Genomic DNA, 16,215 nt, shown 5'->3' with positions numbered 1-16,215 from the left:
CGTGAGCACTTAATGCTTGTAGTATTACGATAGTCCCGAAGAACCATCGCCGCACTCCATCAAGCGCCCACACTTATCGGCTGTTATTTGTTAAAGAACCATCCTGCCCGTACCGCAGATTTCCATCCGCCGTACCCGCCGCCAAATCGTTGTGTTTGTCGGCCAGCATTTATTCAATATGACGCGTTTCCGGCAAAATTCAAGAACATGCGTTCTTCCATCTTGCTGCAGAAGCCGCAGAATTCTCATCCCGCTTCGCCATCCCTATCACCGCTCAAACCGCTTGCTGCGCTCGCTTTGTTTGCTGCGTTTCGCGACGGGAGCCGAACTATAGCAAAGCCAAACGAGACATGCAAATCTTTTTTCGATGTGCCGTCCATGCAACGTTAGGAGCCCTTGCCATGTCGCCTCCGCCGGTCGCTGGTTTCGAGTCAACAAGTTTCTTATTGCATGGCAACGCGCTTTGCAAACACATCTGTAGACAGCTCATTGGGCTCCATGTTCCTCAGAAGGTACCCGCCTAAGCATGGGAAAAGGATTGACAGCACCTATGGGGGTATAGATCCCGTAATGAAGGTGAGGTGGCGTATGTTTTGCGTTACCGGTGTTACCAACGAAGCCAAGCAGTGTCCCCGCTTCGATTCGTTGGCCGGTTCTTATATTGGCCGCTTGATGGAGATGCGCGTAATAATGTCGATAGCCACCCGGCCCAAACACCCAGACTACGTTTCCGCCAAGTTTAGTTGTTGCAATCCGGCTTACCACACCAGGAGTTGTCGAACGTACAGGTGTCCCGCGTTTTGCAAATATATCAATGCCTTCATGTCGACGGTTTGTGTCGCGCGGGGCGTGCCAGGAATTTCGGAGTGCTGAAATGGAAACGTGATCCACTGGTATCGGCAAAACGTCAGCCGGTACTTGGGAAAGGAGATCCGCGCGAAATGCCGCAGCCTCCATCATCGGCTTTATCAAAACAATAACCACATTGATAATGACTGCAAGGTAAAGATGTCGAACTGCTTGCTTGATCATGGAGAAAAGACGGGCACTTAGTTCTAATGAATCCGCATCGGAGTCAATACATGGACATGGATTGGAGTTGATTCTTTGTAACCTGGTTCTGAAAGCACGCATTACACCGGCCATGGCACTTGTATCGCGGTACTGCACGTTTTGTAGGTAATTGACTTGACGCGTTTATGCTTCAAGAATCCTGTTTACGGCGTTAGATCAATGCGAAAGACTGGATATGGACAAGAAATCGATCAACAAATCGCATGATCCTAGCGCTGAGAAAATATCGCGCGTCATCGTGGCAGTAATGACTTGCCTCGGTGCGTTAGGCCTTGCCGCGTTAATCTACTTCCCTCTGCATTACCTTCAATAAGAGAATTGCCCTGGCATAAGGCGCGAGATGCGGATGCACCGGATACTAAGCACGCAGACCAATATCAAAATTTGCGGCGTAACCATCTGTTGTTTTAGTTGGCTTGATTAACAGGCTTGCTCCGTCGTCGTGCCTGAACAGACCGTCTTCGGTGTTCAGCACGTCCCGTCGGCCGCGGCGACGATAAATGCCATTGGCGTGCACGATGTCAGTAATGCCGTCATCGAAGTATAGCTGAGAGGTGAACTCACTCCCCTTGTTACCGCTTGCCCTCGTGCGTACCTTGAAATGAATATGCACTGCGCGGCCTGGATACCAACCGGGGTACACCGTTATAAAGCGAACAGTGCCGTCAGAGCCAGTTACCTGATAGCCCCGCAGAAAGTTTTCTTTCGCCGAGCCTCCAGGCTTCTGATCAACACCCGAGTATTGTCCGTCTGCATCACAGTGCCAAACATCGACTATTGCGCCCGACACGGGCAAGCACGCTGACCGACCAACTGCATGAACACGCAGGGTCAACATGAGCGGCGTGCCTCCACGGAGCGCTCCACTGGCCGGATCGGCACGGATATCCGCTCTCTGAAGACGATTATCAATAAAAAATGGACCTTCGGTCTGCTTAGGCGTTACGACACACGCCGGCATGGTGGACTCAACTTCGTCGCCACGGGCCTCTTCAGCGTAAGCTGAGGCTCCAAGCGCCGCACTACCAAGCAATATAAGTGTGCGGCGCCTTGATTGATCGGGCTCCAACAATTGGTCTTTTTCGTTCACGGCAGACTCCTTGCTGTCGATTGTACGAACATATCTGAAAGCTATAAAGCAAAGGCCAACGGCTCCAGCGATGGGCCTAAGGCGCAAGGTGCTGCAATAGCCTTTACCAAATTCAACACCGACTTAAACCCTAAGGTCTCTACCTCGTCTGATCATGTCAGCCGGCGCTTGTATGCCTTTCAATATGGTAACTTTGCCTGAGGCATTTCGCTTCCCATCAGATACTCAAATGTTGAATGAAGTCATCATGCCGTAACATCGAACTTCTATCATCCGTACATCTGCTGTACATGCAACCGATATGCATGACGGTAGCCAGGTATGCCGTCAGATCCGAATCAGAACGGGGCGGCATACCAACCACTCCTCCACCGTTCAGTTATGGCGCTTTTCTGGAACATCCCAGCCGCTCATTACGTCAACGAATCGCCGTGCGCTCTATTTGTCGCAAGATCGCGGCAGAATCCATTTTAACGATTCATCCTATTAACAAACATCCAGTTTCTTGACTGCTGTCAACGCGCCCAAGGACTTCGACATTGGCTCATTCTTTGCGCAATACAACCATCTCCCTCTATATGTACACTCTATACGTATTATCCCCAATGGTAGTGAATAAGAATTAGGGCCAAAGTTTTTATGCAGTATAAAAATCCATTTCCAAAGAGAGATGGCGGAGACAAGTAGCATTAAAGGCCTGCACTCTTTAAAGGGTGCAGGCCTTTTCCGTTTAATAACACTTCTGCATCTTTCCATTGACTGCGGTTCAGTTGATCCGGTGATCTGCCCCGGCGATTCAAGGAATCAACTTCCTGAAATGTCCAACTCAACTTTGCAAAAGTTTTTGCAAGTGATCATTTCGCGACAGCTGATAATAAATTACCGTAACCGTATAGTCGAAACAATTTCCTTGGATAAAATATCGAGCGAAGCGTGGGGCATTTCTTCAGAGCGTTTGCCTCTGCTGATGTTTCGGAATAGAAGGAACCATGGGAATCACAAATATTCATAAAGCCGCTTCCTTTAAGGAAGAAGTGCTCGCCTCATTGAAAGAACTCGACCGGCTCAACCAACGGAAAACTTCGACGCTGGCCACATTGACAAAACATTTTGCGCAACTGGTACAGGACAAGCTGGTGCCGGGCGCATTGATTGACATTACGGACTTTCATGGTGGTGCCTACAAGGCCAGGGTAATCAGTGGTACGCACGTTCAAAATACCCCCTATTTCCGCATTGACCAGGAAATATCACTGACAGTAGATGACCGGCCGCTCAATTCCTTCTGGACGGCAATTGCCACGCCTTTGCGACCAGGCGATATGAAACCCTACTTTACGGCGGTAACCTTGCAAGGTTATGTGTTTCAGGGACGGGCAGAAATTGACCACGCAGCCTCAGACAATGAGAACATTGTGCATCATCTGACCCTTTGGGAACGCGCGCAGCAAGCCAAAACATCGTAGCTGGGTCAACTTATCAATCATAGTCGCGAGCTTCGATGAAAACTGCCATTTCTTGTGGAACGCTGATCATCAATGCACGCGGCGAAATACTTCTCTGCCACGTCACCGGGACAAATCATTGGGACATCCCCAAAGGATTGCTCGACGCCGGTGAATCCACTCTGGTGGCTGCGCAACGAGAGTTGTTTGAAGAGACCGGCCTGACGTTTGATACCAATGAATTTGAAGAACTTGGCCGTTTCGCCTACCGGCCAAATAAGCAGCTTCATTTGTATAAAGTCATGGCGCCAATGGATCTTGACGACCTTGATCACCTTGTCTGCACAAGTCATTTTCCTCATCATGTAACTGGAAAACCGACTCCTGAAATGGATGACTTTCGCTGGGCAACGCGCGAAGACGCTCGAATTCTTTGCTGGCCTCGCATGGCAGAGCGTTTGCTGTCGCTGCCCTGGTAGTCGCAGCCCTGAGGAATGGCTTAGCGACATATCGACTTGTCTATTGCACAATGTGCGGCGTTGCCGCGTAAAATAAAGCTGGCTGCGTGCTGCAAGGCGGCCAGATCGTTGATGCCCTGACTTTTCCGAACCAAGCGAACGGATACCGCCATGTGTGCGAACTATATTCCATCGACTCATGACCAGTTGCGACAACATTTTCAGGTGGCTCCGCCAGATTCGGAATACAAGGCCGAATCGTTTCCAGGCTATATGTCGCCAATGATTCGTCTACCACGCGCCGACGCCCTACCGGGCGATCGAGCCTGCGCATTGGGTATGTTTGGCATGGTGCCACATTGGGCGGACGAGAAGCTCGCACGTCAGACCTATAATGCGCGCGCCGAAACCGTAGCAACCAAGCCAAGCTTCCGCCACGCGTTCAAACATGGCCAGTTCTGTGTCATTCCGGCTGCGTCGTTCTATGAACCGAGTTACGAATCCGGAAAAGCCGAGCGTTGGGAAATCGCCGCAGCCAATGGTGAACCACTGGGCATTGCGGGGATTTGGGACTATAAACCTGCAGCCGACAAAGGCTTGCCGTTGCTCTCATTTTCAATGCTGACCATCAATGCCGACGGTCACCCTCTGATGCAACGCTTCCACAAGCCGGATGATGAAAAACGTATGCTCGTGATTCTCCGTCCGGATCAATATGATGACTGGCTACATTGCCCGGTTGACGAATTTTCGGTTTTCCTGGAACGCTACCCTGCGGATGCCCTGACCGCACATCCGGCACCGCGGGGTTCGCATAAAGCGATTCAGGGTTCTCTCCTTTAAAGGTCTGAGGTCGGAAAAGAACTGTAAGACCTCATAACTTGAAGAAGCTCACCATTTCCGCAAGCTTCGTTGCCTGATTTTGCATGGAGTCGGCTGCAGCCGCCGCTTCTTCCACCAGTGCGGCATTTTGCTGTGTCACCTGATCCATTTGCGTGATTGCACGATTCACTTCTTCAATCCCGCTGCTTTGCTCTTCACTTGCCGCAAGGATTTCCTTCATGATGTCGGCAACTCGTTGTACGCCGTTCACGATCTCCGCCATCGTCGTGCCGGCGTCACTGACCATGCGTGTCCCGGCTTGAACATCTTCCGCAGACTCGGTAATCAACGCCTTGATATCCTTGGCCGCCGCCGCAGAGCGCTGCGCGAGCTGGCGAACTTCCGATGCCACGACAGCAAAACCTCTGCCCTGCTCGCCGGCCCGAGCGGCTTCGACCGCCGCATTCAGTGCGAGTATGTTGGTCTGAAACGCGATGCCATCAATTACAGCAATAATGTCGACAATCTTGCGCGATGAAGCGTTGATCGCCTCCATTTTTCCTACAACATCCCTCACCGCGACGCCGCCCTTGCTGGCTATCGCTGACGCGGACACTGCGAGGTGATCCGCCTGGCGTGCATTGTCAGTGTTGTTCCTTACCGCCGATGTGAGTTGTTCCATGGCCGAAGCGGTTTCTTCGAGTGAGCTTGCCTGCTGTTCGGTGCGGGTTGAAAGATCCAGATTGCCGGCAGCTATCTCGCCAGATGCGACAGTCATCGCACTGGTACCACTACGGATCTCTTGCACGGTGCGCAGCAGGCTATCCCTCATCTCGCCAAGAGCCCTGACCAGTTCGCCGGTTTCGTCATGGGAACGCGCCTCCAGCCGGACAGTAAGATCACCCTGCGCAACAGAACGCGCAAGTTGAACCGCTTCCGACAGTGGCTTTGTAATGCCCCGAGACAGAATAGCTGCGAAAAAGGCTCCGATCACCAGGCTCAATACTCCAAGCACGATGAGCAGGATACGGCTAGCTGTGTAGATGGCGTCGAGCTCTTCATGTATCTGATCGAAGCGCGTATTCTGCTGATCCCGAAACGCTTGTACCGCCGCAACATATGCGGTCATGGCTGGCAGCATTTTGGAGTCACTTAGCTCCTTGGCTTGGGGAGCTTGCTCATCGGCCTTCAATTTCATAACTTGCTGGCGAATGTCCCGGTACAAAGCGCGTGTCTCGGCAACCTTGGACATTAACTGCTTTTCTTCGGGACTGGTCGCCAGCGGCTCAATCTTTTTCTGCAAGGCGCTGATTTCCGCGCTTTGTTCAGCCATCTGTTTTTCGAGCAGCTTGACGTCGTCTTCGCCGGCGACCTTGCCTATCGCGGAGGTTCGGATGGCGTTGTTAGCTATTCCACGCAGCCATTCTTCGGCCAGTACCTGCTTTTCTGACGCTTCCACTAACCGGTCTGTTGCCGCTTCTGCGGCATTGAGTCTCCACACACCTGCGACGCTCATTATTGCCGTCAAGATGAGAACAAAACCAAATCCAAGGCCTAGACGAGCGCCAATCTTAAATTTTAAAAACATGAAATAACCCCGGGACCATACTGCATTCGCTGCAAAAAGATTAAAAGATGAAATGCTGTTAGGAAAATAGTACCGCGCGCAGTTTTGATTCGGCCAGCAGAGAACGATTTCGAATCAGAAATATCGATAGATGTGGCAGAGCTGCCATAAGGAATGGGCACTTCTGTTAGAAGTATCCTAACTAGTTGCCATAAAGAGTAGCTTTTGAATAAACATGCGGAAAACGCAGCGACGCAGATGGCGGCCGACCACGCGTCACATCAGGTGACGGACAATGTTGATTCGATCAGTCTGCGGAGAAGGTGCGCAACAGTTCAGCTGCTGTGGGCAGCATTGCGCGACCAGGACAATCGTGACAAAAGTCGATTAACTGCGGCAAGCCCTGCTGGCTTGGTGAGGTGCCCGTCAAATCCGGCTGCTCGTGATCGCTTTCTGTCGCTCTCGCTTCCCCAGCCTGACAGGGCGACCAGGACAACTTGTTCCATGCCGGGAGTTTTGCGCAACGTGCGTGCGACTTCGTAACCATTCATTCCTGGCATTCCGATGTCGAGGAATACCACCTCAGGTTTGAATTCTTGCGCCATCTCGAAAGTCTGCATGGCGTCGTTGGCTACACGGGTTGTGTACCCTCCTACTTGCAACAATGCCGAAAGACTTTCTGCTACATCACTATTGTCGTCAACGACCAATACGCGCTTATTCGTATGGTCAATGGTGGCCGCTATGGGAAGCGACATATCCGGTTCCGCAGGTGCCTGCAAGACCAGAGGCAGACGTACAGTAAAGGTACTGCCGCATCCTGGCCCTTCGCTGCTGGCCGTAACGGCTCCCCCATGGAGTTCTACAAGACGCCGCACCAGGGTCAGTCCGACACCGAGCCCGCCCTGCGCCTGCTCTTTGTTTTGCCCGACCTGGGTGAACATATCAAAAACGCTCGGCAACAAGTCCTCGGGAATACCGACGCCATTATCCGTGACGGCAATGACTGCCTGATTCCCGTCACGTGCAGCCGTTAGAGCGATGCGACCGCCCGCCGGAGTGTATTTGGATGCATTATTCAGAAGATTGCTCACCACTTGCGCCAGCCGCGTCGGATCGGCATCCAGTACCATGGTTTCCTCGGCCACCTGTACAAGAAGTTGATGCCGCGATGCGCGGATCAGCGGCATGCTGGTCTCGACCGCGCTATCAACGATGTTCTTCAGTTGTACCCGCTCCTTTTTCAGATGGACCTTGCCGCGCGTGATGCGCGCCACATCGAGAAGGTCATCGACCAAATGCACCATGTGAGTCAGCTGGCGTTCCATCATGTCGCGTGTCCTGCCAAGAACCTCGGCATTGCCGGCAGACAGCCGCATGATTTCAAGCCCGTTCTGCAACGGTGCCAGCGGATTTCTCAGCTCATGTGCAAGAGTTGCAAGGAATTCGGTCTTTCGGCGATCCGTTTCGGCAAGATCGGTCGCCAGCCTGCGCAAATTATCGGCCACGCGCTTTTCACCAGTCACGTCCCGGAATATCTTGGTGAAGCCGCGCAGGGCGCCCTGTGCATCGTTCAGGGCAACGGTCACCCCATCAGCATAAAATCGGCTTCCGTCCTTGCATACATGCCAGCGCTTGTCTTCGCACCGACCATGCTCCCTGGCTTCGGTCATTTCAATATCTGGCCGCCCCGCAATACGGTCTTCGTGAGTAAAAAGCATCGACAGGGGTTTGCCGATTGCCTGCCGCGCAGTCCAACCCGTAATTGCTTCTGCGCCTCCTTCCCATTCGGTAATCCAGCCATCCACATCAGTTACGACGAAAGCATAGTCCTTGAGGTTTTCCAGCAACAGTCGGATTCGGGCATCCTTTTCACCGAGGGCTGCGGCGTGGCGTTCCCTTTCGATCCGGGCAAGATCAATCGTCTTGCGATACAAGTCAACGAAAAAACACACTTTTGCCTGCAGAACTGTAGGAATGATAGGCTTGGTCAAGTAATCGACCGCACCGAGCGCATAGGCTTCATCTACTGGAAAATTGGGGTCGTCAGGTGCGGCCGTGAGAAAGATGATTGGCGTCCGGTTCGACTTGGGGTGGGTGCGTATCATCCGCGCCGTGTCGAATCCGCTCATCGTAGGCATGCGCACATCGAGCAGAATAACGGCAAAGTTCGTACTGAGAACATGCCGCAACGCCTCCTCGCCTGAAGAAGCGCATACCAGGGTCTCCCCCAGCTTTTCGAGTACGGTCTCAAGTGCCAGAAGATTGGCTGGCTGGTCGTCTACCAACAGGATGTTGACCGGCTCCGGTCTCGTCATGTTTGCTCCAGGTAAGCACCCATATCGCATCGTACGGACGAATGCGTTACTTCGGCAGGCAGGCCAAATAGGGAATGAACGCTTTGTCGATATGTGCTGGTCATTTCCGACATACTTTTCCAGCTATTGGAAACGTGCAAAAGAGCATTGAAAAATCTCCATCGGTTCAGCGCTAGCGGCAAGATAACGTCCTGCCTCTCTTCCGCTGAATTGGTTTGCACAGACGCCCCACCTCCATCGTTAAGCCCGTCCGGGAACTGCCCGGTGAACCTGGTACGGCACTCCTGACACCGTACCGATCAGCCTAAGAATGTTGAAATTTGTCATTAGCCGGGGCGGCGGATGGCTCGTGGTTATTCTCCACGGCTTGGGCGGCAAGGATTTGAGATTCAGCAGCCTTTGTGAGGCGTTGAGAACTTTAACGGGAATGGGAATAAGTTCACCGTCAAGTGCTTGTGGCGTGTGGCAAGTTTCCGCACGCAAATAACACGCCGTGCGATACGTGCCAAAGGTAAAGTTTCCCGGCTTGACGGCGCCGCTTTGCTGCCGGCAGCTTGATGCGAGAATCGGGTGGAGAGCATTTTGCTCCGACCCGTTCGGTCAGGGAGAAGCGCTCAGGTGTTCAGCGACAGAAGCCTTCGTTGCGCCGTTTGATTCAGGCGACGCGCTTTCCAAGAATAATCAGATCACGTTCGATGCCATCCAGCGTCGCCACGCGCGGCATGTTTGCCCACTGTTCAAATCCGAAGGCATCGAACAGTTTAAGGCTAGGCTGGTTATGTCCAAAGATAAAGCCCAACAACGTATGCACTTTGATCTGCGGCGCAAAGTCGATCGCCTGTTGTAGAAAATAACGTCCTAGCCCTTTGCCACGCATGTCTTCGTGAATGTAGATCGACAGTTCCGCCGTCCCGGAATAAGCGGGTCGCCCGTAGAAGTTAGAGTAAGACAACCAACCAAGTATCTTGCCGTCCTGCTCCACTACCCAGAGTGGGCGACGTTCCGGCGTATGCTCCGCAAACCAGGCATGGCGAGACTCCACACTGACCGGTTCGGTATCGGCCGTGACTTCACGCGATGCAACCGTACTGTTGTAGATGTCGACGATGGCGGGCAAGTCGTCGAAACGGGCGAGGCGATGCTGGTAAGCGTACTTGGCAGACATGATGCAGGTGCGAATTTATTATGGTTATAAGGTATGCGTAGCGCGGGATGAACGTAGTGCAGCGCCGAGCAATTCTTCAATACGCTGTTTGACCCGCAACCCGCTTTCGTCGGAAGAGAAATGCACACCGATGCCTTGTGCCTTGTTATTGTTGGCGCCCGAAGGTGTCACCCAGGCAACCTTGCCGGCGATCGGATATTTTGTCGGATCGTCCATCAAAGTAAGGATCAGATAGATTTCGTCGCCAAGTTTGTAAGGCTTGTTGGTCGGGACAAAAATGCCGCCATTCTGCAGAAACGGCATGTACGCTGCATACAGCGCCGCTTTTTCCTTGATCGGCAGGGACAAGACGGAAGGACGCGCGACAGCCGCGCCAGCGGCGCCTGCAGGTTGCGGCATGACAGTATTTTCGGCCATGGATGTCCTTTGAGACTAAAAGCTCGGTTCAGGAAGGGAACAGCGCAGCGTAATCGAGCAACATGTCTTCGATGAATAACTTGGCCGACAGCGGATGATCCGCTATCGCACGTCGCTCTTTCACCGACTTCAGTCCACGTAGCAAATTGCTCATATCCACTTGCTCGGCCAACGCCGCAATTTCCTTCCGGTAACGCGGATAATACCGGATTCTGCCTGAAAGTTTGAGTGAAAACACGTCGTACAGCCAGCGCTGCAACCACGCAACAAGATCGGCGACCGGCGCCTTTTGCAGCCTTTCGGCGGTTTTCAGCGCACCTTCAGTGCCCGGACGGGCCAGCGCACGCAGAAACTCGTCCATGATGTCATGCGCGTCGCTCTGCGCCATTTCGTGGGCAGCCAGTGGCGCTCCACCCTGCTCGGCCAGCCACAGGTCGGCATCCTTCACTCCTTGTTGCTGCAGCCACACCAGGGCCTCGTCAGGTGACGGCATGGGCATGCCAAACTTGCGGCAGCGCGAGAGAATCGTCGGCAACAGGCGCTCGATGCTATTGGACACCAGGAGGAACATGGTGGACGGCGGCGGCTCCTCGAGCGTCTTGAGGAGTGCATTGGCCGCCGCGGTATTCAGCGTTTCCGCCGGATACAGGACGACGACGCGCAGGCCTTGCCTGTGGGTCGACACGTTCATGAAATCTGCGAGTGCGCGTATCTGGTCGATCTTGATTTCTTTCGATGGCGCCTTGGTCGCTTTGCTTTTCTTTCCTTCGCCGGCCTCGGCTTCCTCGCCGTCGGCGCCGTCGTCTTCATCAAGAACTTCAGGCCGTACCCGACGGTAGTCCGGATGGCTGTACTGAGTGAACCAGCCGCACGCATCGCACTTGCCGCAGGGATGGCCGCCCGCCAAAGGTGTCTGGCATAACAGCGACTGGGCAAAATGCTCGGCAAATACGGTTTTACCAATGCCTTGGGCACCATGAAACAGAATGGCGTGCGGCAGCCGTTCTCGCAACTGCTGCAATTGTTGCCAAGATCCTTCTTGCCAGGGAAACAAGGGGGATGTCATCGTTCGCCAGCCTTTCGCATTACAGGTCGCAAACGATGCCGCGCAATACGTCACGCACGGCTTCCTTTGGCATGGTCGAGTCGATCACGCGGAATCGCTGTGAATATTGCGTGGCGCGGCGCAGGTAGGCGTCGCGGGTCGCGGCAAAAAAGTCAGCCTTCTCCTGCTCGAATTTGTCGAGTTGGCGGGTGGCGTCGAGCCGGGCTCGTGCAACATCAAGAGGCACATCGAACAGCAAGGTCAGGTCCGGCTGCAGGTTCGGATGTACCCATTGCTCCAGCGCTTCCAGCTTATCGAAACCTAATTTCCGCCCGCCGCCCTGGTAGGCGAAGCTGGCATCGGTAAAGCGGTCGGAGATGACCCAGTCGCCACGTGCCAGCGCCGGTTCGATGACCTGTGCGAGATGTTCGCGCCGGGCGGCGAACATCAGCAGCGCTTCCGTTTCAAGGTGCATCTTTTCGTGCAGCAGAAGTTCGCGCAGCTTTTCGCCCAGCGGCGTACCGCCCGGTTCTCGCGTCATGACGACGGACTTGCCGCGCTCTTTCAGCAGGTCCGCGACGAAGGCGATATGCGTGGATTTGCCGGCGCCATCGATGCCTTCAAAAGTGATAAATTTACCAAGTGTCATGAAGCGATACCGTAATGATTAATGCACCCGGCATTATCGCTGGTATTTGTTGACCGCGCGGTTATGGTCGGCAAGGTTATTGTTAAATTCGCTGGTGCCGTTGCCCCGCGCCACAAAATACAGGGCATCGGAATTTGCAGGATTCAACGCGGCTTCGAGCGATTCCGCGCCCGGCAATGCAATGGGGGTCGGCGGCAGCCCGGCCCGCGTGTAGGTGTTGTACGGCGTGTCGGTTTCGAGATCGCGCTTGCGGATATTGCCTTGAAATTTTTCACCCATGCCATAGATGACGGTCGGGTCGGTTTGCAAAAGCATGCCCTTCCTGAGGCGGTTCACGAACACGGCGGCAATCAGGTTGCGCTCGGACTTCTGACCGGTTTCCTTTTCGATGATCGACGCCATGATCAGCGCCTCATAAGGCGACTTGTACGGCACGGACGGACTGCGGCGTGCCCAGGCTTCGTTCAAGCGCTTCTGCAGCAGCGAATGCGCCTGTTTGTAAATAATCAGATCGCTTGCTCCCTTTGCGAAGCGATAGGTGTCGGGAAAAAACAAGCCTTCCGGATGGGTGTATTGCACCCCGATTTTTTCCAACAGTTCACGATCCGACATACCGGCGGTGTCATGCCTGATCGCAGGATGGGCGGCGATTGCCTGGCGCATCTGCTTGAACGACCAGCCTTCGATGATGGCTAGTCCTTCCTGCGCAAATTCGCCGCGCACCAGCTGATCGATCAGCGTCAGCGGCGTGGTACCAGGCTTGGCCTCATAGCTGCCGGCCTTGAGCCGCGATGCCTTGCCGGTCAACCGGGCAAGCAGCTCGAATACCCATGGGTTGACAGGAACGCCTGCTCCAGCAATTTGCTGGCCGGTACTGCGCACGCTACTGCCTGCCTTGACCGAAAATTCGATAGGCCTGTCTTCTCGTCCAATGAGTGGCTGGTTGGCGATAAAAGTAACACCAGCAGCGGCGAGCAGGGCGAATACGATGATGCTGAAAATAAACTTTTTAATCAAAACTGAATCCTGAATCGGTGGTCGGCCATCGTCGCACGGTTTGAGCGCCTTGGACGGCTTTGCGAGGTTTGATAGACGCCGGACGCGTTTCCCGAGACCTCACTATAATCAAGCCAAGATGATAATTGAATAATTCCACAGCGTATGACAATCACTATGAACCCATGGTTGCAGTTTCTCGCCGATAGCGGCGCGCGCATCAATCCCGATGACGGCGCGGCGGAATTCGACGGCCCTCGTCCGGCAGGACAACTTCCGAGGGCTTATGTATCACCCCTGGGCGATCTTGGCCTGATCGCCGTCACGGGTGAAGACAGCCCGACTTTCTTGCATAATCAAGTCACCAACGACGTCGAGCATCTGCCTGCGTCCGAAGCGCGGCTCGCCGGGTATTGCACGCCCAAGGGCCGACTGCTCGCCTCTTTCCTGATGTGGCGTACGGAGGCCACCATTTTCCTTGAACTGCCCCGCCAGATCCAGTCCACCGTGCAAAAGCGCCTGCAAATGTTTGTGCTGCGGGCCAAAGCCAAACTAAACGACGCCGGCGATCAGTATGCCGTACTGGGCTTGGGTGGCGACGCAGCAGCCGACGTATTGAAGCAATGGTTTCCCACCGTGCCCACGCAAGCATTTGCCAAGCTGGATTCGGCATCCGGGTCCCTGATCCGTCTTCCTGACGCCTTTGGCTCGCCGCGATATCAATGGATCGCCGACACGGCGATTGCGCAACAGGTCTGGCCAGACCTGGCCAGGTTGATGACGCCGGTTGATACCGGCATCTGGCGGCTCACCGACATCCACGCCGGTGTACCGCAGATTACGCAACCGACACAGGAGCAATTCGTACCGCAAATGATCAACTTCGAGCTGATTGGTGGGGTCAATTTCAAGAAGGGATGCTATCCCGGCCAGGAAATCGTCGCCCGCAGCCAGTACCTCGGCAAACTCAAGCGGCGCATGTTGCTGGCGACCGTTGAAGGTGCCGAAGTCCGTCCCGGCATGGAAGTGTTTTCCAGCGCCGACCCGGGACAGCCATGCGGGATGGTGGTGAATGCGGAGCGCAATTTGCAAGGTGGCGTCGATTGCCTGGTCGAACTGAAGATCGCTGCGGCCGAGGAAGGCACGGTCCATCTCGGTTCTGCACAGGGCCCTACCCTTGCATTCGGCAAGCTCCCCTATGCATTACCCGCCTGAAGGCGAATACATCGAGGCAAAGACATCCATGGACTTGTATATCTACTATCGCGTCGCAAGCAGCGACGCCCCGCAGCTGCAGACGCGTGCCGAGGCCATGCAGCAATCCCTTTCCCGGGAATATGGTATCGTGAGCCGACTGAAGCGGCGCCCTGCCGAGACCGATGGCATGCAGACATGGATGGAGGTCTACCTGTCGGTCCCGGCGGACTTTGAAGCCGTGCTCGAACGGGCAGTGACTGATACGCAGTTGAACGCACTCATTCACGGCCCGCGCCATACCGAACATTTTGTGGATGTTTCCTCATGTGCCTGATCGTCTTTGCCTGGCAGGTCGTACCCGCAATCCCTATGGTCGCAGCGGGAAACCGCGATGAGTTTTATGAGCGACCTGCTGCGCCAGCCGACTGGTGGACCGATGATTCGCAGGTGTACGCCGGACGCGACCTGCGCGGCGGCGGTACCTGGATGGGCGTGACGCGTGATGGCCGCTTCGCAGCAATCACCAACGTGCGCGACCCGGCGACAAAACGTGAACCTGCCCCATCGCGCGGTGAGCTGGTAGCCGGTTACCTGACCGGCGATATGGGGCCGGAAGCCTACATTGCCTCCATCGCGCCGGAGGCCAGCCAGTACAACGGATTCAACCTGCTCGTGGGGGATGCCAACAAGCTGGTGTGGTTGACCAATGCCATAACCAATGATGAGCGTAACGGCAAAGCCCTTGCACCTGGAGTGTATGGACTGTCGAATGGCTTGCTGGACGATCCCTGGCCCAAGGTCGTGCGCACCAAGGCGCAGTTCTCCAGCCTGCTCTGTCAGGGCGCGCCTGAAGATGCTTATTTCGAAATGCTGACCGACACGGCACGCGCGCCGGATTGCCGTTTGCCGAAAACCGGTGTCAGCCTCGAATGGGAAAGGGTGCTATCGGCAGTGTGCATACAATCGCCCGAATACGGCACACGGACGTCGACAGTGGCGCGGATTTTTTCGAATGGAACCGCCGCGCTTCAGGAGCGGGTTATACGTTAAGGGTGTCAGCACGCACCTGGAGGTCTAGTTCGCAGGCTGCACGCGAACTACTCATCAAACACATGTCGCATTTCGATATGCGGTATGCCTGCTTCCATGAATTCTTCGCCCTTGCGGGAAAATCCATAACGCTGATAAAAAGCTTCGGCATGCGTCTGTGCGCTGAGCACGACCTCGCGATCACCGCGCTCGCGGACTTGCTCCATCAGCGCCTGCAATACCAGGCCACCGATGCCGTCGCCACGCATTTCCTTTACAACCGCCATGCGGCCAATGTGGCCATCGGGAAGAAGACGCCCGGTTGCGATGGGCTGTCCTTCATTGCCATAGACGACGGCGTGCAGCGAGACGTCGTCCATCTCGTCCCATTCCATGTCGAGCGGCACTTTTTGTTCGACCACGAAGACCTCGTGCCTGACGGGTTTTGCACCGGCCTGCTGCGAAGCCCAGTCACCCAGGCTGAGGCGTATCGTCATGCCATCTCCGGCGCAATCTTTTCCATGCGTATCACGGTGTCACGCCATTCCTGCGGCCAGGGAACGCCTTTTCGCAGCGTCGTGTCCGCATACACGTAGACCAGTTCGCCGGAAATGAGGTGTTGATCGCCAAGATGAATTTCGAGGACAAACTTGGCGGAGGTACGGCCAAACGCGGCGCAGCGCACACCGATATCCAGCACATCATCAAAGCGTGCCGGCGCCTGGTACTCGATGGTCGCCTTGCGGGCGAACATTTCGCACCCTTCTGCCGCCTGCTGCAAGGCCGTCGGCAATCCACTTGCACGCCAGTATTCAGTGAACGCGACATCGAAATACGTCAGGTAGTGGCCGTTGAAGACAATGCCCTGCATATCGACTTCGGCCCAGCGTACGCGCAGGGAATGAAAAAAGGAAAAATCTTCGCGTGCCATAGTGATCGAAAG

Annotated in this window: 17 protein-coding genes; 6 read left to right on the top strand and 11 right to left on the bottom strand. The window is 54.8% G+C overall.

All coding sequences use genetic code 11. From position 1 onward, the window contains the following. Positions 1–486 precede the first annotated feature (486 nt). Both ACFQUU_RS22250 and ACFQUU_RS22245 read right to left on the bottom strand, forming a co-directional pair. Positions 487–1,032, bottom strand: a complete 546-nt coding sequence (locus tag ACFQUU_RS22250) for a M23 family metallopeptidase (RefSeq protein ID WP_382250311.1) — start codon at positions 1,030–1,032, stop codon at positions 487–489. Between the two features lie 400 nt (positions 1,033–1,432). Continuing rightward, positions 1,433–2,164, bottom strand: coding sequence for an intradiol ring-cleavage dioxygenase (locus ACFQUU_RS22245; RefSeq protein WP_382250310.1), 732 nt, complete (start codon positions 2,162–2,164; stop codon positions 1,433–1,435). A 989-nt stretch (positions 2,165–3,153) separates the two neighbouring features. Here ACFQUU_RS22245 and ACFQUU_RS22240 point away from each other — a divergent pair. The 3 genes from ACFQUU_RS22240 to ACFQUU_RS22230 all read left to right on the top strand — a co-directional run bounded on the left by ACFQUU_RS22240 (position 3,154) and on the right by ACFQUU_RS22230 (position 4,910). Continuing rightward, positions 3,154–3,630 carry a hypothetical protein gene (locus ACFQUU_RS22240; RefSeq protein WP_382250309.1) on the top strand — a complete coding sequence of 159 codons (477 nt, stop codon included), beginning with the start codon at positions 3,154–3,156 and terminating at the stop codon, positions 3,628–3,630. Between the two features lie 35 nt (positions 3,631–3,665). Further along, positions 3,666–4,088 carry an NUDIX hydrolase gene (locus tag ACFQUU_RS22235; protein WP_382250308.1) on the top strand — a complete coding sequence of 141 codons (423 nt, stop codon included), beginning with the start codon at positions 3,666–3,668 and terminating at the stop codon, positions 4,086–4,088. A 150-nt stretch (positions 4,089–4,238) separates the two neighbouring features. Then, positions 4,239–4,910, top strand: a complete 672-nt coding sequence (locus ACFQUU_RS22230; RefSeq protein WP_382250307.1) for an SOS response-associated peptidase — start codon at positions 4,239–4,241, stop codon at positions 4,908–4,910. Positions 4,911–4,941: 31 nt separating this feature from the next. On the opposite strand, the gene ACFQUU_RS22225 is transcribed toward ACFQUU_RS22230, so the two are convergent. The 7 genes from ACFQUU_RS22225 to mltG all read right to left on the bottom strand — a co-directional run bounded on the left by ACFQUU_RS22225 (position 4,942) and on the right by mltG (position 13,064). Then, positions 4,942–6,477: a methyl-accepting chemotaxis protein gene (locus ACFQUU_RS22225; RefSeq protein ID WP_382250306.1), complete on the bottom strand. Its 1,536-nt coding sequence runs from the start codon at positions 6,475–6,477 to the stop codon at positions 4,942–4,944. Between the two features lie 314 nt (positions 6,478–6,791). Further along, positions 6,792–8,774, bottom strand: a complete 1,983-nt coding sequence (locus ACFQUU_RS22220; protein WP_382250305.1) for a response regulator — start codon at positions 8,772–8,774, stop codon at positions 6,792–6,794. A 655-nt stretch (positions 8,775–9,429) separates the two neighbouring features. Beyond that, positions 9,430–9,939, bottom strand: coding sequence for a GNAT family N-acetyltransferase (locus ACFQUU_RS22215; protein WP_382250304.1), 510 nt, complete (start codon positions 9,937–9,939; stop codon positions 9,430–9,432). 24 nt (positions 9,940–9,963) lie between these two features. After that, positions 9,964–10,356, bottom strand: coding sequence for a PilZ domain-containing protein (locus ACFQUU_RS22210; RefSeq protein ID WP_382250303.1), 393 nt, complete (start codon positions 10,354–10,356; stop codon positions 9,964–9,966). Positions 10,357–10,384: 28 nt separating this feature from the next. Continuing rightward, positions 10,385–11,422, bottom strand: a complete 1,038-nt coding sequence (locus tag ACFQUU_RS22205) for a DNA polymerase III subunit delta' (protein ID WP_382250302.1) — start codon at positions 11,420–11,422, stop codon at positions 10,385–10,387. A 19-nt stretch (positions 11,423–11,441) separates the two neighbouring features. After that, complete coding sequence (tmk, locus tag ACFQUU_RS22200; RefSeq protein ID WP_382250301.1) at positions 11,442–12,050, bottom strand: dTMP kinase; 609 nt, start codon at positions 12,048–12,050, stop codon at positions 11,442–11,444. A gap of 33 nt (positions 12,051–12,083) precedes the next feature. Beyond that, complete coding sequence (mltG, locus tag ACFQUU_RS22195; protein ID WP_382250313.1) at positions 12,084–13,064, bottom strand: endolytic transglycosylase MltG; 981 nt, start codon at positions 13,062–13,064, stop codon at positions 12,084–12,086. Positions 13,065–13,223: 159 nt separating this feature from the next. Between mltG and ACFQUU_RS22190 the strand changes: the two genes are divergently transcribed. Genes ACFQUU_RS22190 through ACFQUU_RS22180 form a run of 3 tightly spaced genes read left to right on the top strand, consistent with a single transcriptional unit; the run spans position 13,224 to position 15,293 of the window. Continuing rightward, positions 13,224–14,261, top strand: coding sequence for a YgfZ/GcvT domain-containing protein (locus ACFQUU_RS22190; protein ID WP_382250300.1), 1,038 nt, complete (start codon positions 13,224–13,226; stop codon positions 14,259–14,261). Further along, on the top strand, positions 14,245–14,577 hold the full coding sequence (locus ACFQUU_RS22185; protein WP_382250299.1) for a DUF4936 family protein: 333 nt from the start codon (positions 14,245–14,247) through the stop codon (positions 14,575–14,577). Before ACFQUU_RS22190 ends, ACFQUU_RS22185 begins: the two co-directional genes overlap by 17 nt. Next, positions 14,568–15,293 carry an NRDE family protein gene (locus ACFQUU_RS22180; RefSeq protein ID WP_382250298.1) on the top strand — a complete coding sequence of 242 codons (726 nt, stop codon included), beginning with the start codon at positions 14,568–14,570 and terminating at the stop codon, positions 15,291–15,293. Before ACFQUU_RS22185 ends, ACFQUU_RS22180 begins: the two co-directional genes overlap by 10 nt. 47 nt (positions 15,294–15,340) lie before the next feature. Here the strand turns inward: ACFQUU_RS22180 and ACFQUU_RS22175 are convergent, their stop codons facing one another. Beyond that, the gene (locus ACFQUU_RS22175) at positions 15,341–15,769 is read right to left on the bottom strand and encodes a GNAT family N-acetyltransferase (RefSeq protein WP_382250297.1); all 429 of its coding nucleotides are present in this window, start codon (positions 15,767–15,769) and stop codon (positions 15,341–15,343) included. Next, positions 15,766–16,203: an acyl-CoA thioesterase gene (locus ACFQUU_RS22170; protein WP_382250296.1), complete on the bottom strand. Its 438-nt coding sequence runs from the start codon at positions 16,201–16,203 to the stop codon at positions 15,766–15,768. Before ACFQUU_RS22170 ends, ACFQUU_RS22175 begins: the two co-directional genes overlap by 4 nt. Positions 16,204–16,215: the final 12 nt, after the last annotated feature.

Source organism: Herbaspirillum sp. GCM10030257 (genome assembly GCF_042666555.1).
In the GTDB taxonomy this organism is placed as follows: domain Bacteria; phylum Pseudomonadota; class Gammaproteobacteria; order Burkholderiales; family Burkholderiaceae_D; genus Noviherbaspirillum.
Note: the sequence above shows the minus strand (reverse complement) of the source record. Positions and strands in the feature narration are given on the sequence as shown.

What these genes read in the sequence shown, in the direction of transcription:
- ACFQUU_RS22185 (WP_382250299.1), top strand. Translation starts at nt 14,245, where the DNA reads ATGCATTACCCGCCTGAAGGCGAATACATCGAGGCAAAGACATCCATG.
- ACFQUU_RS22220 (WP_382250305.1), bottom strand. Translation starts at nt 8,774, where the DNA reads ATGACGAGACCGGAGCCGGTCAACATCCTGTTGGTAGACGACCAGCCA.
- tmk (WP_382250301.1), bottom strand. Translation starts at nt 12,050, where the DNA reads ATGACACTTGGTAAATTTATCACTTTTGAAGGCATCGATGGCGCCGGC.
- ACFQUU_RS22250 (WP_382250311.1), bottom strand. Translation starts at nt 1,032, where the DNA reads ATGATCAAGCAAGCAGTTCGACATCTTTACCTTGCAGTCATTATCAAT.
- ACFQUU_RS22215 (WP_382250304.1), bottom strand. Translation starts at nt 9,939, where the DNA reads ATGTCTGCCAAGTACGCTTACCAGCATCGCCTCGCCCGTTTCGACGAC.
- ACFQUU_RS22210 (WP_382250303.1), bottom strand. Translation starts at nt 10,356, where the DNA reads ATGGCCGAAAATACTGTCATGCCGCAACCTGCAGGCGCCGCTGGCGCG.
- ACFQUU_RS22240 (WP_382250309.1), top strand. Translation starts at nt 3,154, where the DNA reads ATGGGAATCACAAATATTCATAAAGCCGCTTCCTTTAAGGAAGAAGTG.
- ACFQUU_RS22190 (WP_382250300.1), top strand. Translation starts at nt 13,224, where the DNA reads ATGAACCCATGGTTGCAGTTTCTCGCCGATAGCGGCGCGCGCATCAAT.
- ACFQUU_RS22170 (WP_382250296.1), bottom strand. Translation starts at nt 16,203, where the DNA reads ATGGCACGCGAAGATTTTTCCTTTTTTCATTCCCTGCGCGTACGCTGG.
- ACFQUU_RS22180 (WP_382250298.1), top strand. Translation starts at nt 14,568, where the DNA reads ATGTGCCTGATCGTCTTTGCCTGGCAGGTCGTACCCGCAATCCCTATG.
- ACFQUU_RS22175 (WP_382250297.1), bottom strand. Translation starts at nt 15,769, where the DNA reads ATGACGATACGCCTCAGCCTGGGTGACTGGGCTTCGCAGCAGGCCGGT.
- ACFQUU_RS22235 (WP_382250308.1), top strand. Translation starts at nt 3,666, where the DNA reads ATGAAAACTGCCATTTCTTGTGGAACGCTGATCATCAATGCACGCGGC.
- ACFQUU_RS22230 (WP_382250307.1), top strand. Translation starts at nt 4,239, where the DNA reads ATGTGTGCGAACTATATTCCATCGACTCATGACCAGTTGCGACAACAT.
- ACFQUU_RS22225 (WP_382250306.1), bottom strand. Translation starts at nt 6,477, where the DNA reads ATGTTTTTAAAATTTAAGATTGGCGCTCGTCTAGGCCTTGGATTTGGT.
- ACFQUU_RS22205 (WP_382250302.1), bottom strand. Translation starts at nt 11,422, where the DNA reads ATGACATCCCCCTTGTTTCCCTGGCAAGAAGGATCTTGGCAACAATTG.